Origin of the sequence: Corynebacterium vitaeruminis DSM 20294 (assembly GCF_000550805.1) — a bacterium.
Lineage (GTDB): Bacteria > Actinomycetota > Actinomycetes > Mycobacteriales > Mycobacteriaceae > Corynebacterium > Corynebacterium vitaeruminis.
In genome coordinates, this window is the sequence record NZ_CP004353.1 from 308,275 (window position 1) to 321,248 (window position 12,974).

The 12,974-nt window shown below is 68.5% G+C and carries 14 protein-coding genes; 10 read left to right on the top strand and 4 right to left on the bottom strand.

Going from position 1 to position 12,974, the window contains the following annotated elements:
* Positions 1–87 precede the first annotated feature (87 nt).
* On the bottom strand, positions 88–591 hold the full coding sequence (locus B843_RS01535; RefSeq protein WP_025251767.1) for a phage holin family protein: 504 nt from the start codon (positions 589–591) through the stop codon (positions 88–90).
* A gap of 143 nt (positions 592–734) precedes the next feature.
* On the opposite strand from B843_RS01535, the gene B843_RS01540 reads away from it, so the two are divergent.
* Positions 735–1,403 carry a hypothetical protein gene (locus B843_RS01540; RefSeq protein WP_025251768.1) on the top strand — a complete coding sequence of 223 codons (669 nt, stop codon included), beginning with the start codon at positions 735–737 and terminating at the stop codon, positions 1,401–1,403.
* 18 nt (positions 1,404–1,421) lie between these two features.
* On the opposite strand, the gene B843_RS01545 is transcribed toward B843_RS01540, so the two are convergent.
* A complete protein-coding gene (locus tag B843_RS01545; protein ID WP_025251769.1) occupies positions 1,422–2,282 on the bottom strand; it encodes an HAD family hydrolase in 861 nt (286 codons plus the stop codon).
* A gap of 459 nt (positions 2,283–2,741) precedes the next feature.
* On the opposite strand from B843_RS01545, the gene ssd reads away from it, so the two are divergent.
* From ssd to B843_RS01585, 8 genes are all read left to right on the top strand, one after another.
* Positions 2,742–3,899, top strand: a complete 1,158-nt coding sequence (gene ssd / locus B843_RS01550) for a septum site-determining protein Ssd (RefSeq protein ID WP_081751456.1) — start codon at positions 2,742–2,744, stop codon at positions 3,897–3,899.
* Entirely contained in the window at positions 3,896–4,990 is a 1,095-nt protein-coding gene (locus B843_RS01555) for a TadA family conjugal transfer-associated ATPase (protein WP_025251773.1), read from the top strand. Before ssd ends, B843_RS01555 begins: the two co-directional genes overlap by 4 nt.
* Before the next feature lie 143 nt (positions 4,991–5,133).
* Positions 5,134–5,772 (top strand): type II secretion system F family protein, encoded by a 639-nt coding sequence (locus tag B843_RS13155; RefSeq protein ID WP_197020779.1) that lies wholly within the window; start codon positions 5,134–5,136, stop codon positions 5,770–5,772.
* Positions 5,763–6,353 carry a type II secretion system F family protein gene (locus B843_RS01565; RefSeq protein ID WP_025251775.1) on the top strand — a complete coding sequence of 197 codons (591 nt, stop codon included), beginning with the start codon at positions 5,763–5,765 and terminating at the stop codon, positions 6,351–6,353. Before B843_RS13155 ends, B843_RS01565 begins: the two co-directional genes overlap by 10 nt.
* A 241-nt stretch (positions 6,354–6,594) precedes the next feature.
* Positions 6,595–6,774 (top strand): DUF4244 domain-containing protein, encoded by a 180-nt coding sequence (locus B843_RS14085; protein ID WP_025251776.1) that lies wholly within the window; start codon positions 6,595–6,597, stop codon positions 6,772–6,774.
* 90 nt (positions 6,775–6,864) lie between these two features.
* Positions 6,865–7,206 (top strand): hypothetical protein, encoded by a 342-nt coding sequence (locus B843_RS01575; RefSeq protein WP_034648773.1) that lies wholly within the window; start codon positions 6,865–6,867, stop codon positions 7,204–7,206.
* The gene (locus tag B843_RS01580) at positions 7,196–7,525 is read left to right on the top strand and encodes an Rv3654c family TadE-like protein (protein WP_210766194.1); all 330 of its coding nucleotides are present in this window, start codon (positions 7,196–7,198) and stop codon (positions 7,523–7,525) included. Before B843_RS01575 ends, B843_RS01580 begins: the two co-directional genes overlap by 11 nt.
* Before the next feature lie 77 nt (positions 7,526–7,602).
* The gene (locus B843_RS01585; protein ID WP_025251778.1) at positions 7,603–8,022 is read left to right on the top strand and encodes an organic hydroperoxide resistance protein; all 420 of its coding nucleotides are present in this window, start codon (positions 7,603–7,605) and stop codon (positions 8,020–8,022) included.
* A 19-nt stretch (positions 8,023–8,041) separates the two neighbouring features.
* On the opposite strand, the gene B843_RS01590 is transcribed toward B843_RS01585, so the two are convergent.
* Positions 8,042–10,384 carry a DEAD/DEAH box helicase gene (locus B843_RS01590; RefSeq protein WP_025251779.1) on the bottom strand — a complete coding sequence of 781 codons (2,343 nt, stop codon included), beginning with the start codon at positions 10,382–10,384 and terminating at the stop codon, positions 8,042–8,044.
* Between the two features lie 318 nt (positions 10,385–10,702).
* On the opposite strand from B843_RS01590, the gene B843_RS01595 reads away from it, so the two are divergent.
* Entirely contained in the window at positions 10,703–10,906 is a 204-nt protein-coding gene (locus B843_RS01595; protein ID WP_025251780.1) for a cold-shock protein, read from the top strand.
* A gap of 58 nt (positions 10,907–10,964) precedes the next feature.
* Here the strand turns inward: B843_RS01595 and B843_RS01600 are convergent, their stop codons facing one another.
* A complete protein-coding gene (locus tag B843_RS01600; RefSeq protein ID WP_025251781.1) occupies positions 10,965–12,644 on the bottom strand; it encodes an FUSC family protein in 1,680 nt (559 codons plus the stop codon).
* Between the last annotated feature and the right edge of the window lie 330 nt (positions 12,645–12,974).

The following is a 12,974-nucleotide window of genomic DNA, read 5'->3' on the forward strand; positions in this document are numbered from 1 at the left end:
ACGCCCCGCAAGTGCGAGGCGCGCCTGAAACAAGGAGATCGGTGGCCGCGAACGGCGCGCGGTGGGAAACCGGCGCGGGTGCGCGAGCTAGCTGTACATGCCTCGGTGGCGGGACTCCAGCTTCTTCTGTGCCTGACCAGGGACGAGGTTCTTCAGCTCGTTGACGGAGCTGATGGTCTCCTTCGGTGCCTGGATCTTCTTCAGCTTGCGGAAGCCGATGAGCGCGAAGACTCCGGCGAGCACGAGCATGAGGAGGAACACGATGAGGAAGGCCGCCCAGCGGTCGAGCCACAGGTAGTCGAGCAGCTCGGCGAGGAAGAAGAAAAAGAAGAAGGAGCTGTAGAGGGCGACCGTGCCGGCCACGCCGAACAGGCCGCCGCCGATGGCGCCCTTCTTGGCCTCCGCGGCCAGCTCGGTCTTGGCGAGCTCGATCTCCGCGCGGAACAGCGAGGACATCTGGGAGGTAGCGTCGCTGACCAGTGCGCCGATGCTCCCCTTGTTGCCGGTGTCCACATCGGCGAGCGGGATGGAGTTCACCTTCGCGTCAAAGGTCTCTGCGCCGCTGGTAAAAAGTCCGTTGTCGTTGCTCACGAGTCGCTTCCCTCCGAAAGATTCTTTCTAAAAAAGTGCAATCACTACTTATCGTGCCACGAAATGACCGATTAGGTGAATTCCTCACGCGAAATTCTCGCCCCAATTCTGTGGTCGGCGCCCGGATTCGTAAGATTGGCGGCATGGATTCGCTCTCGCAGCTCGCCGCCGTCCCCGCCCTCGCCTCGCTCATCGAGGAGGCCACGGGCGCCATCAACGCGGTGCATCGCAGGCCGGTCAACCTGCGCAAGGTCGAGCTGACCAGCTCCGAGTCCACGCTGCGCGGCGCGAGGGCGAACGTGGATCTGTACCGCGCCGGGGTCACGGAGGAGGAGTCGATCTCCGCCTACAGCGTGCTCGCGCCGGGCTCGGTCGACGCCACCGTGCGGACCTTCGTGCGAGCCCCGCTGCAGGTGCTGGCCCGCATCGACGCCCTAGCTGGCGGCCCCGGCCGCCCAGAGCAAGGTGCCGATCGGCTTTCCGCGCTGGCCGGGCTCGTCGCTACCACCAAGGGCGGGGCGCTTCTGCCCGCGATCCTCCACGGGGAGCTCCTCCGCGGCGGTTACTTCGGCAGGCGCAGCGGCACGGTCGCCAGGGTCGCAGCGCGCGTGAGCGCCATCGGCACCGGCTTCGACCCGCGGGGCCTGACCGTTCCGGAGACCTACCTGCGCCGGCACCGCGAGGACTACCGGCGACTCGCGGAGCGCTTCGGTTCGGATGAGGCGAGCATCGAGGAGTTCTTAGCCTTCCACGTGCGCGCCTTCATCGCTGGGGCCACCGAAGCCGAGGGCATCGCCAGCGCAGCGTCGTAAAGCGAAAAGCTAAAAAGCTTAGGTGGGGGACTCGTCCTCGCGGTACTTCTTCGCCAGCCAAATGCCACCCGCGGCGGCCGCAGCGAGCGCCGCGACGACGCCGGTGGTCTTGCCCAGCTCCTTGCCCGTGGGCAGCTGGAAAAGCGGCACGGGGTTGCGGAAGGAGTGGATCTCCCAGCCCTTGTCCGTGGCCACCTTGCGCAACGCGCGGTCGGGGTTGACGGCGTTGGGGTGGCCGACCGCCTCGAGCATGGGCAGGTCAACGGCGGAATCGGAGTAGGCGTAGCTTCGCGAGAGGTCGTAGCCGCGGCGGGCGGTGAGGTCCATGATCGCCTGCGCCTTGGCCGCGCCCTTGCAGTAGAAGGTGATCTCGCCGGTGAACTTGCCGTCTTCCTTGGCCAGCTCCGTGGACACGACGTGCTCGACGCCGAGCTCGCGCGCGATGGGCTCGACCAGCTCGCGCGCGGAGGCGGAGATGATGACCACGTCGTGGCCTGCGGCGATGTGCTGATCGATGAGAGCGCGGGCCTCGGAATAGATGGTGGGTGTGACCACCTGCTGCATCGTCTCCTCGGCGATGGCCTTGACCTGCTCGACGTCCCAGCCCGTGACCATCTGCGTGAGCTGGTCGCGGGTTGCGTCCATTTGCCCGTCGGAGTGCCCGGCGAACATGTAGGTTGCCTTGGCCATGGACATCTGCAGCGCCTCCACGGGCGTGATGAGCCCGGAGTTCAAGAACTCCTTGCCGTAGGCGAACGCCGAGGAGGTAGCGATGATGGTCTTGTCCAGATCGAAGAACGCGGCCACGCGATGAGGCGCGAGGACCACGTCGGTGCCGGGTCGTCGCGCCAGGGCGCCGTGTTCGTTCGAATCAACCATTGCCCTTCGAGTCTAGTCGCAAATGGGGTCGCGGTGAATGATGCATTTTGCTTGTAGACGATTACTAAAGCCGGTCCTCACATGTCCTAAGGGGAAGCTGAGAAATGGGGACGGGTCGGGGCCCGCTGCGGGGGCGCGGCCGGACGGAAAAACTTTCGGGAGCTGTGCAAACGCGCCCGGCGGGTAAGGAAAAGGGGAGGTTGCCAAGCGGTAGGGGCTGTGTCATAATGACACCTGCAAGGCCCCGATATACAGTGCGGCCTGCCCCGGCCCGCCCCCCTGTGGCCGGGATTGGCGGCTCGCGCATTACCCCCCCCTAGCGCGAGCCGCCCCTTTATTTTTCGTGTCCGGCGGGTTATCCACAGAAATTACTGTGACATATCAGCAAAACCGGGGGTTATCCACAGGCCGGAAACGGCCGCCTCGACGGCTCTGCGGTACTCGATCAGACTGTGGGGCATGAGCAACTTACCGACCTCCATCGACGACCTCGTCCCGCCGCTGCCGCGCGTCTCGCCGAGCGCACCGCCACCGAAGGAGCCGCCGCGGCCCCGGCACATTTCTCCCCGGGGGCGGACGAAGCCGATCTCCGGCGAGCCCGTGCTCGTCGCCGTGGCGGACCCGCTGCTGCACCCGGAGGTGACCACCATCGTCGCCGCGACCGGGCGCCAACGCCTGGATACGACCGAGCCTGCGGAGATCACCCGCCACGGGCACCGCGCGTCCGCCCTCATCATCGACCCCGAGACCGCGCGCGGCCTCGGCGCGTCGCAGCTACGGGTGCCCGTCTTCCTCGTTCACCCTGAGCCGGGGCCCGTCGACTGGAAGCTGGCCATGGCGGTGCGCGCGGAGGAGGCGTTCATCCTCCCGGCCCAAGCCCCTGAGCTCTTGCGTGCGCTCGGTCGCGGGGAGGACCCCACTGAGCCCGACGCCGCGACCGTCACGGTGTGCGGGGCCGTGGGCGGGGCGGGAACGTCGACGCTGGCCGCGGCGATAGCTCGGGACCGGGGTACGTGCGTGCTTGTCGACGCCGATCCCTGCTCCGGCGGGCTCGACCTGCTCCTCGGCCTCGAGGACTCCCTGGGGATCCGGTGGAGCGATCTCGACTTCACCCGCGGGCAGATGGCGGCATCCGAGCTGCTCAAGGCGCTACCCAGGGCGGGCGACGGGCCCCGGGTGCTCACCCACTCGCGCGGCGACCTCGGGCGCGCGGAGATCGCACCGGAGCAGCTCGTGGGCGCCATCGACTGCCTGCGCGGGCACGCGAGCGTCGTCATCGACTCGCCAGCCCACGGCGAGGGGTTCGAGGTCGCCTGCGAGGCCTCGGACCTCATCGTCGTCGTGGTGCCCGCGGAGGTGCGCGCGGCCGTCTCGGCGCACGCGCTCGTGGGTCGGCTCCAGGCCAAGCGGCACCGGGTGATCGCCGTGCTGCGGCACCGGGGCTGGTCGGGGCTGGACAGGAAGGACGTGGAGGAACTGGCGAACGTGGAGGTCGTGGCCGAGGTCGCCACGGTGGCGCGGCTTCACAAGAAGGTGGAGACCGCGGGCCTGCCCGCCCGCCTGCCAGCGACCATCGCTAGGGCGGCGAAGAAGGTGGGGGAGGCGCTCGCGGCATGAACCACGCGGAGCTCATCGACAAGGTGCAGCGGCGGCTCGCGCTGGAGCCAACGCTAGGCGATGACCTAGGCCATCTCGTCCGGGAGGAGGCCGGGGGCGTCATCGGCGACGTCGAGATCCTCGGCGTCCTTCGCCAGCTGCGGCACGACACCGTCGGTGCGGGTCCCCTCGAGCGGGTACTCCGTCTCCCCGGGGTCACCGACGTGGTGGTTAATGGCCCCCGCGAGGTGTGGTTCGATCGCGGCGACGGGCTCGAGCGTTCGGGCATCGAGTTCCCCGACGACGCCTCCGTCCGGCGCCTCGCGGTGAGGCTGCTGTCCAACTCCGGCCGCCGCCTCGACGACGCCCAGTGCTTCGGCGACGGAAAGCTGCTCCGCGAGGACGGCTCGAGCCTGCGCATCCACGCGATGCTCGCCCCGCCCTCGGAGTCGGGGACGTTATTGTCGGTGCGGGTGCTCAAGCAGTCGCGGGCGCGGCTTGCCCAGCTTCGCGGGCTGGGAACCTTCGATGGCGGCGGGCTTGAGGCGCTTCGGGAAATCGTCTGCGAGCGGCGCTCCTTCCTCGTCGTGGGCGGGACCGGGTCGGGCAAGACCACCCTGCTGGGAGCCATGCTGGCGGAGGTCGATCCTCGGGAACGGATCGTCTGCATCGAGGACACGGCCGAGCTGCATCCCGATCATCCCCACGTCCTCACGCTCATTACCCGCGCGTCCAACACCGAGGGGATGGGGGCGATTTCCATGGCCGACCTGCTCAAGCAGTCGCTGCGCATGCGCCCCGACCGGATCGTCCTGGGCGAGATCCGCGGGGCGGAGGTCGTGGACCTGCTCTCGGCGCTCAACACCGGCCACGACGGGTGCGCGGGAACCATCCACGCCAACTCTCTCGAGGAGGTGCCCGCGAGGCTCGAGGCGCTAGCCGCGCTCGGCGGCCTGGGGAGGGAGGCTCTGCACGCGCAGGTCCAGGCGGCCAAGCCAATGATCCTCGTCATGCGCAAGGGGGCCGGTGGCCGCAGGCTGGCCCAGATCGGGGAGCTGTCGGGCGACCCACTGCGGGTGCGCGTGCTCTGGGACGGCGGTGGGCAGCCATGATGTGGCCGCTTGTGTTCCTCGCCGCGGCGTGCGCGGTGCCCTCGGTTGCGCCCCGGTATCGGGTGGTGGCGAATACGTTCGTGTCAGCGATCCCGAGCCGGTCCCGGTGGGTTTTCGCCGGGACAGTTCTCGTGCTCGGGTTCGTGCTGGTTCGCAACCAGGCCGCGGGCCTGCTGGCCTCGGCGATGGTGGCGGGAACCTGCTACCGCCTGGTGCGAGCAGAGCTCGAACGGCGGGCGGGAACGCGGCGGGGTGCCGCCGTCGCACAGCTCGCGACGGTGATCGTGGGGGAGCTGCGCAGCGGATCCTCGATGGCGACCGCCGTGGAGCGCGCCGGCGCGGATGCCGTCGATCCGCGGGTGCGCGAGTGCGTCGCCGTGGCAGCGAGGCGGGCCGCGGCCGGGGGAAGCGGGGCGCAGGCGCTCGTGGAACAGGCCGCCCGTGCTTCCGAGCTCGCCGACATCGGGCGAGCCTGGCGCGCCGCGGAGGAGCACGGAATCGCACAGGCCGAGCTCATCGCGCACGCGGCCAAGCGCTTGGAGGCCTCCCAGGCGCACCGGCGGAAGGTCGTGGCTGGCATTCAGGGGGCGCAGGTCACGGCGATCATCCTGAGCGTCCTCCCGGTGTTCGGCATCGTGTTGGGCTTCGCCATGGGCGTTAACGTCCCGGCCTTCCTCCTTGGCGGTGGCCTCGGCGGGCTCATCCTGGTGGCCGGGGTGGCGCTCGAGTGCGGCGGGCTCCTCGTCGCCCACGAGATCATGGAGCGTGCGGCATGTACCTAGTTGCGGCGGTGTGCGCGGCGGTCGCGGTGAGCGTCTGGGACACGGGCGTCGCCGACAGGCTTCGTCAATGTCCAATGCAGCCGCAGTCCGCGCGGGACGGTCCGTGGCGGATGCTTCGGGGGAAGGGGGGCCGCGGCGAAGCGTCGGCAAGCCTGCTCGAATGGGCGGGCGAGCTGGACCTGTTTGCCGCCTGCCTGCTCGCGGGGCTCACGCCGGCAAGGTCTGCGTTCGTCGTCGCGGAAAGCGCGCAGGCTGATCATTGGGCGGAAACGGCGACGATGCTTGGCCTCGGCGTGGGGCCGGAGCGCGCGTGGGCACCGCTGGCCGCGCTCGACGGTCTGGCCGAGCTGGCGATCATCGCCAGAAGCTCCCACCGCTCGGGTGCGGCGATGGGGTCGGCCTGCCGCGATCTGGCGGCTCGGCTTTTGAGCCAGGCGGAGACGGAGGCGGTGAGCCGGTCCGAGCGGGCCAGCGTGCTCATCGCCATCCCGCTGGCGTTCTTCTTCCTTCCCGCCTTTTTCGTGTTGGGTCTCGCCCCCGTCGTGATCACGCTGGGGCGCGGCGTACTACCACTGCAGTGATCAGCACAAAACACACGAATCCGGACCCGAATCCGGACCTCACGCAAGAAAGGAAACCATCATGCGAGCACTATTTTTCCCACACGAGCCGTTCCAATCCACCCTCCCCGGAGGCGAGGTCGACGCCTGCGAGCACGAGCCGATCGACCACGAGCTCACCCCGGCGTCCTACGAGATCCTCTGCGACCCCTATGCCTCCGGCCTCGACGACCCCGGCAGGGAGCCGCTCGACTGCGGGTGCCTGCGCCACCGAATCGCGACTCTGAGCAGGGACGACCGGGGAATGACCACGCTCGAGTACGCGCTTGGCGCGCTCACCGCGATGGCGATCGCGGCGGCCTTGTACCTGGTGGTCAACAGCGGCGTCGTCTCCGACGGGCTTCGCTCGATCATTACCGACGCGCTGAGCAACAGGCCCTAACGCACTGAACCCGACACCAACCATGCGAGCACCGGCCGCCCGTACCCCAGTGGGCACGGGCGGCCGGTGCCGAAGGAGGCTTGAACTTCAATGACAAGGGACGCGCCCAGGCGAAGGCTGCGCGGCGAGGAGGGGATGGCGACGCTGGAGGCGGCCGCGTCGATCGCCTTGCTCGTGACGGTCGCCGGGCTCATCGTCGGGGCGATCGCGACCGTGGCGACCTACATCAAGGTGGTGGACACCGCGGGTGCCGCCGCCCGCGCGCACGCCATCGGGCAGGACTTCGTCCCCGCGCGCGGCTCGGTCGCGGTGCGCGAGGTGGGTGGCGTGGTCGAGGTGACCGCCAGCGCGCCCGCGATGTTCATGGAGGTGCGTGCCACGGCCCGTTTCCCGGCGGAGGTGAGCGACCGTGGGGCGGAAGTTGCTGAGTAATCTTGCGCACAATGAAAATGGAAGCGTCAGCCTTTTGGCGGCGGTGTTTGTTGCCGCTTTTGTCTCGCTCGCCGGGGTCGCCGTGTATGCGGCGGCAGGGGTGATCGGCATCCACAGGGCCCAGGTTGCCGCCGATATGGCCTCGGTTTCCGCTGCTCACGAGCACTATGTGGGCGGGGATGGCTGCGCGGAGGCTGCGGAGGTGATTCGGCTAAACGGGGCGGACCTTTCCGACTGTTTTGTGGAGGGGATGGATGTGGTCGTGCGCGCAGAGATGGCGGGAGGGGATGCTGTGGCGCGGGCGGGTCCGGTCGAGTAGGGAGGGGTGCTTGCGAAGCTTACGGCAATTATGTAGTGTGCAACTATATTGCACACAATCTAAGAGAGGCAAGACGCATGAACCCCCTTTACACCACCGAGGCACTCGCCACCGGCGCCGGACGCAACGGCACCGTGCAAGTAGCCGACGGAAACCTGAGCTTCGATCTCGCGGTGCCCAAGGAGATGGGCGGAAGCGGGAACGGCAACAACCCCGAGCAGCTCTTCGCCGCGGGCTACGCCGCCTGCTTCCACTCCGCCCTGCAGTTGGTGGCCCGGGCAGCCAAGCAGGACCTGGGTGACTCGAGCGTCGGCGCGCGCGTGTCCATCGGGAAGGAGGGCGAGGGCTTCGGCTTGGCGGTCGAACTGGAGGTCATCGTCCCGGCCCTTCCTCACGAGGTGTCCCAGCAGCTGGCGGAGAAGGCCCACGAGGTGTGCCCGTACTCCAACGCCACCCGCGGGAACATCGAGGTCACCCTGGTTGTGGCGGAGGACTAGCCGCGGGCTGAGGGGGGAGCTAGGGAGTGACGCCAAGCATCGTGCACATCGCTCCCAGCAGGGCGAGCGCGCCCTCCTTGCTCAGCGGGTTGTTGCCATTGCCGCACTTCGGGGACTGCACGCACGAGGGGCAGCCGGACTCGCACTCGCAAGTGCGCACCACCTCGTAGGTGGCCGCGATCCACTCGGAGAAGCGGTCGTAGCCACAATCGGCGAAGCCCGCGCCGCCCGGGTAGCCGTCGTAGACGAACACCGTGGGCAGCCCCGTGTCCGGGTGCAGCTGGGTGGACACGCCGCCGATGTCCCAGCGGTCGCAGGTGGCAATGAGCGGGAGCATGCCGATCGCGGCGTGCTCCGCCGCGTGCAGCGCGCCCGGGATGTCCTTGATGCCCAGCTCGTCGAGCACGAGCGGGTCGATCGTGTAGGCCACCGCCCGCGAGCGCAGCTGCATGGGCGGCATCTCCAGCGGCACCGTGTCAAGCACGCTTCCGTCGGGGGCGCGCCTGATATACCCGATGACCTGGTCTAACACCTCCACCTCGAGGTTGGACACCCACAGTCCGGGGGAGGGGTTGGCCACCTTGTCGGGGCTGCCCACGATGCGGATGTCGGTGACGCTGCGGGAGTGGGTGCTGTAGTCGGGAAGCTCGGGGTGGACGAGGACGAGGCGCTCGTCCAAGTCGAGGGTGTCGACGACGAAGCTCTCGCCCTGGTGGATGTACACCGCACCCGGGTGCGCCTGGCCCTGGGCCTGTGCGCCGTCGATGGTGCCTAAGAGTCGCCCGTCGGTCTGATCGATGATGGCGAACTGCTCGCCAGCCCCGCGCAGGTGCACGTTTTCGTGCGGCAGGGCCTGGCCCGGTTCGAGGGAGGCGAACCAGCCCCGCGGGCGCTTGCGCAGGAAGCCCTCGGCCGCGAGCTGCTGCACGACCTCCTCGGCACCTAGGGAGGCTACTTCAGCGTCGGAAAGCGGCGCCTCGATGGCGGCGCAGTAGACGTGCCCGCCGAGGATGTGCGGGTTGCGGGGGTTGAACACGGTCTTCTCGATCGGGCGGCCGAGGAGGACCTCCGGGTGGTGGATGAGGTAGTTGTCCATCGGCTCGTCGCGGGCGACAAGCGCCACCAGTGAGCCCTGCCCGCGGCGGCCCGCGCGCCCGCCCTGCTGCCAGAAGCTCGCCGCCGTGCCGGGGTAGCCCGCCATGACCACGGCGTCGAGCCCGCCGACGTCGATTCCCAGCTCCAGCGCGTTGGTCGAGGCCACGCCCAGCAGCGAGCCGTCGTCGAGGCCCTTTTCCAGGCGGCGCCGATCCTCGGCGAGGTAGCCCGCGCGGTAGGCGGCGATGCGGCGGGACAGGTCGAAGCGCCCGGCCAGGTTGAGCTCCTCCGCGCAGCGCATGGCCACGATCTCCGCCTGCCTGCGCGAGCGCACGAAGCTTAGGGTGCGCGCGCCCTCCTTGACGAGTGTTGCCATGATGCTGGCGGTCTCGCTGCTGGCCGCCCGGCGCACCGGCGCGCCGTTTTCGCCCTCCGCGCCCTCGATGATGCCCGGCTCCCACGTAAGGATCGTGCGCGCGCCCTGGGGCGCGCCGTCGCGGGTGACGGCGAGAACCGGCCTGTCGATGAGGTTCGCGGCGTGTGCGCCGGGGTCGTTGCTGGTCGCCGACGCCAGGATCACCGTGGGGTTCGAGCCGTAGCGGGCGCAGATGCGCAGGAAGCGCCGCAGCACGAGCGCCACGTGCGCGCCGAACACGCCGCGGTAGGAGTGGCACTCGTCGATGACCACGTAGCGCAGGTGGCGCAGCACCCGCCCCCAGCGCGGGTGGTTGGGCAGGATGCCAGTGTGCAGCATGTCCGGGTTGGTGAAGATGAACCGGCTCTTGTCGCGGATGCCGGCGCGCGCGTCCTGCGGGGTGTCGCCGTCGTAGGGCGCGGGGAAGATGTCGCCCAGCCCGGGGACCTCGGCGCAGAGGCCGCCCACGGAGTGCAGCTGGTCGGAGCCCAGCGCCTTGGTCGGGGTGAGGTAGAGCGCGCAGGCGGTGTCGTCGGTGGCCAGTGTGGACAGGATCGGCAGCTGATAGCTCAGCGACTTGCCCGAGGACGTGCCGGTGGCGATGACCACGTCGCGCCCGGAAAACGCCGCGGACGCGCACTCGGCCTGGTGGGAGTACGGCGCGGTAATGCCCGCGTCGACGAGGTGCTCCCGCAGCGGCGGGTGGACCCACTCCGGCCACGGGGCGGTCGACGAGGGCCGCGGCGGTAGGGTCTCCAGGTGGGTGCAGGTGGATTCGGGGAAACGCTCGATGAGAATCTGCGCCAATTCCTGCCCTAAGGTGTACCCCACGATGGGGCTATTTTCGCCCACTTGATTTCCGCCTTCCTGCAGGTTGCGCGCCTTTTAAAGGAAGCTATCAGTTTATTTCCCTATCCATGACTTTCCAAACATGAGACACTGGCAGTGGTCGCTAAGGCTGCTTCGTCACCTCGGTGTTTCCGGTCGCGCGCCGTTCTTTGAAATGGTGCTGGGCGGGGAAATCGCAGGCCGAGGCAGCATTGTTTTTACGAAAGTGATCTGCGGGACCCATTTCCAGTGAGTTCCTGTGGTGTCTTACGCATTGTGAGGATGATCGACCCCACCGCAATTCGGTAATACACCGAGCAATATTTATAGTTAGGAATTTTTATGGCACAGGGAACTGTGAAGTGGTTCAACGCTGAGAAGGGCTTCGGCTTCATCGCGCCTGAGGATGGCAGCGCTGACGTCTTCGTCCACTACTCCGAGATCCAGGGCAACGGCTTCCGTAGCCTCGAGGAGAACCAGCGCGTCGAGTTCGAGATCGGCGAGGGCGCCAAGGGCCCGCAGGCACAGCAGGTTCGCGCTCTCTAAGCAGCGCCAACGCATTGCCCCTCACTTCGTTGAGGGGCATTTTTTTGCTTTCCGACGCCTACGGCGAAACCCGCCGAAGGTCGTCGGCAAGCGACGTGATGGCGGGCGTGTCGAGCCTGCTCGTGGGGGAGGCGGTGCAGGCATCCAACAACCGGTAACCCGCCTGCTGGATGGACACGTGTTGCGACCAGCGCGATAGCGCCGTGGCGCGGTCGTTGCGGGCGAGGCTCGCGATCGCCCAGCGCTCGGACAGGAGCTCGTACTGCAGGTCGCGGCGGGAGTGGATCGCCTCGTTGGGGGTCTGGGTGAGCAGCGCGCCCAGCAGCGAACTCATGGCGATGCGGCAGCGCTTGACCAGCCACGCGTGGTGCTTGGCGGACAGCGCGACCGGGGTGAGCCAGATGACCGCGAGCGAGCAGGCCACGGCGATGGCCGTCTCGAAGAAGCGATCGACCACGACCGACCCCAGCGGCTTCGTGAGCGACCCGCCCATGAGCAGCGCCAGCGGCGTGGTGACGATGACGCAGAGCGCGTAGTTGCGCACGACGAGGATCTCCGCGCCGAACTGGCACAGCGTGAGCACCACGAGGACGCCGAGCGCGCCGGGGCTTAGGATGTGCAGCCCCGCGAACAAGGCGATGCCGCCGATGGTGCCCAGGAAGCGGTGCACGCCGCGGATGGAACCCGGCACGCGGTCGGGGCCCCACTGCAGGATGAGCATGGCGCTCACGGCCGCCCAGTCGGGGCGGTCGAAGCCGAAGGCGACGCTGATCACCACCGCGCCGAGCGCCGCGACCAGCACCTGGGCGGCGGTGATGGTGGGGTGCGAGTAGGCGCTCATCGCGCGGTAGATGCGGTAGCGCATCGTGGGGCGCGCGTGGGGGATGACGGTGCGCGAGGTGTCGGAAAGCCGGTCGTCGTCGCTGAGCTCGCCCGGCGACGAGTCGACCTGGGACAGTTCCAGCTGCGCGCGACGCACGCGATCGACCAGCGGCTCGTGGGAGGGGTCGGTGACCCGGCCGTGGGAGACCACCTGGGCGTCGGACAGCGCCGACCACGCGCTGGACATCGACTGCGCGGCCTGGTGCTTGGTGGCCACCGTGGGGTTCTCGCGCAGCGCGGCCACGGCCTTCTCGAGCCCCGTCACCGCCTGCTCCTCCGGCAGGTGCGGGTGCACCAGCCACGGCGTCATGCCCACGATGAGCGAGGAGGCCACCCCCAGCAGCGTCCACCCGCCCACCTCGAAGGGGTTAAGTCCCAGCTTCGCCGACATCGTCGCGCCGCCCGCGGTCATGACGATGAAGAACGCCCCCGGCGGCGGCAGGCGCAGCGCGTTCTGCACGAAGGCACCGGTGGTGGCGATCGCCGTGGCGTAGGCGCCGATGAGCAGGTACCACCAGTGGTTGCCCCCGGCGAGCTGCGCGAACACGACGTGCCCCAGCGCCGAACCTGCGACCGTGCCCAGCGTGAGCAGGGTGCCCGCGATAAGGATGACCCGCCAGCGCACCCGGAAGGGCCGGCCCTCGCCGTAGATCACCGCGCAGGCGCCCGCCGCCACCATGAGCATGCCCTGTGAGGAGCCCGCCACCAGCGCGATGAGGCCGGGCAGGAGCAGGGCGAGCGCCGAGCGCAGCGCGCCGGGCCAGCGGTTGCTGGCGGCGTTCATGGAGGTGAGCAGCTGCCACGCGCTGGGGGTGCCGGGCAGCTGTTCGTTGTCGGGAAGCGAGGGGCTGGTCATGCGGGCTCCATCGGTGAGGGCGTGTGGGGAAGGAGACCTATCAATAGTAAGCCCCGGCAGACCCCGCGGGTGGGGGAGCCGTCGTCCTCAGCGGTGGCGGCAGGTCGCGTGATTTCTTGAGGAGCAGAAACCGGAAACGATCGTCGGTCGCCGCGCCGAGGCGCAGGGAAAATACACCCCGCAAAATCGCCCCCATGCTGGACTGTTGGACAAAGGTGCGTAAGTGACCCGTATTATAAGGAAACTAATGAGTAAGAAGAGGGAGTAGTTTCTTTCTTTAAGCTTAAAAAGTCGAAGAAGTATTGCGTTGAATTGAGGTCGAACCCCTCT